General features: G+C 69.8%; 3 protein-coding genes and 1 pseudogene. 3 read left to right on the forward strand and 1 reads right to left on the reverse strand.

The annotated features are described in order from the left end of the window. The 3 genes from IY392_RS13740 to IY392_RS13750 form a co-directional block, all read left to right on the forward strand. Positions 1-167 (forward strand): pyrroline-5-carboxylate reductase dimerization domain-containing protein (locus tag IY392_RS13740; RefSeq protein WP_304511152.1); only part of this gene is annotated, 167 nt, incomplete at its 5' end. 248 nt (positions 168-415) lie between these two features. After that, positions 416-637 carry a helix-turn-helix domain-containing protein gene (locus tag IY392_RS13745; protein ID WP_017837771.1) on the forward strand — a complete coding sequence of 74 codons (222 nt, stop codon included), beginning with the start codon at positions 416-418 and terminating at the stop codon, positions 635-637. Between the two features lie 172 nt (positions 638-809). After that, positions 810-911, forward strand: coding sequence for a 30S ribosomal protein bS22 (locus IY392_RS13750; protein WP_003855542.1), 102 nt, complete (start codon positions 810-812; stop codon positions 909-911). Between the two features lie 29 nt (positions 912-940). On the opposite strand, the pseudogene IY392_RS19270 reads toward IY392_RS13750, so the two are convergent. Further along, positions 941-1134, reverse strand: a pseudogene (locus IY392_RS19270) (hypothetical protein); the annotation flags it as partial.

Raw genomic sequence — 1134 nt, forward strand, 5'->3', positions numbered from 1 at the left:
GTGCGGCGGTCTGCTCCCCGGGAGGTACCACGGCGGCGGCGATCCGGCGGCTCGAGGCCGGCGGCGTGAGGTCGGCCGTGGCGGACGCGGTGGAGGCGTCGGCGACCAAGTCGAGAGACCTCGCCCTGGCCGCGCAGAAGGCCGACGACGACGAGCGGGACGACTGAGCCGCCGACGCGCCCGCCACTCCCGTCCCGCCAGGTGAGATGTCAGCCACCTCGGCGGGACGCCGCGTTTAACACAAGCCCTGCTCAGAGCGGGTGAGGCTGCGGTCGGACGGCGTGTCGCCAAAGATATTTGCCCACTCCCGTCGCATTGATCACACCCTTCACGCTAGGCTCATGCTCAGCACGTGCGTGTCAGTACCGCAGGAGGGGAAGCCTGCGGCACGACGCGTGCCATGAAGGGTTGAGAGATGGCGACTACCGACAAGACCGAAGGCGGCGCACAGGCGGCGGGGGGTTCCCAGTTCCTCACCGTTGCCGAGGTGGCAGCGCTGATGCGCGTGTCCAAGATGACGGTCTACCGGCTCGTCCACTCAGGGGAGTTGCCCGCGGTGCGGGTGGGGCGGTCGTTCCGCGTGCATTCCAAGGCGGTCCACGAGTACCTGGACACCTCGTACTTCTCCGCCGGGTGAGACGCCCGCGTCCCTCTGGTGGATCTGGCGCCGGGTCCGTTTTCGCCGCGGCCCCGCCTACGGGTAGTCTGGACGGGTTCCGTACCGGCTTCCGAGCCCGCTTAGACGCCGGAACGCAGTAAGCCCGCTGCAAGGCCCCAGACCAGTAGTCGACAGGTAGGTGACCCCCGTTATGGGTTCTGTGATCAAGAAGCGCCGCAAGCGTATGTCCAAGAAGAAGCACCGCAAGATGCTCCGCCGGACGCGCGTGCAGCGTCGCAAGCTCGGTAAGTGAGTCCGGCGGCGCCTCGGTAGCGCCCGGACTCACACCTGCAGCAGATGCCCGTCACCCAGGATGGTGGCGGGCATCGGTGTGTCCGGGGCCCGGTGGGGTGAGGCGCCCGGAGGTGGGCGTGCCACCGTGCGCGGGGTGCGTGGCGCGCCGTGCGCGGGGTGCGTCGCGAGCGCTGGGCGGGGGCGCGGACCGGGCAACGGAACGCGGGGGTCCCCCGCTACAG

Origin of the sequence: Dietzia sp. SYD-A1, from assembly GCF_015356725.1 — a bacterium.
Classification (GTDB): Bacteria; Actinomycetota; Actinomycetes; order Mycobacteriales; family Mycobacteriaceae; genus Dietzia.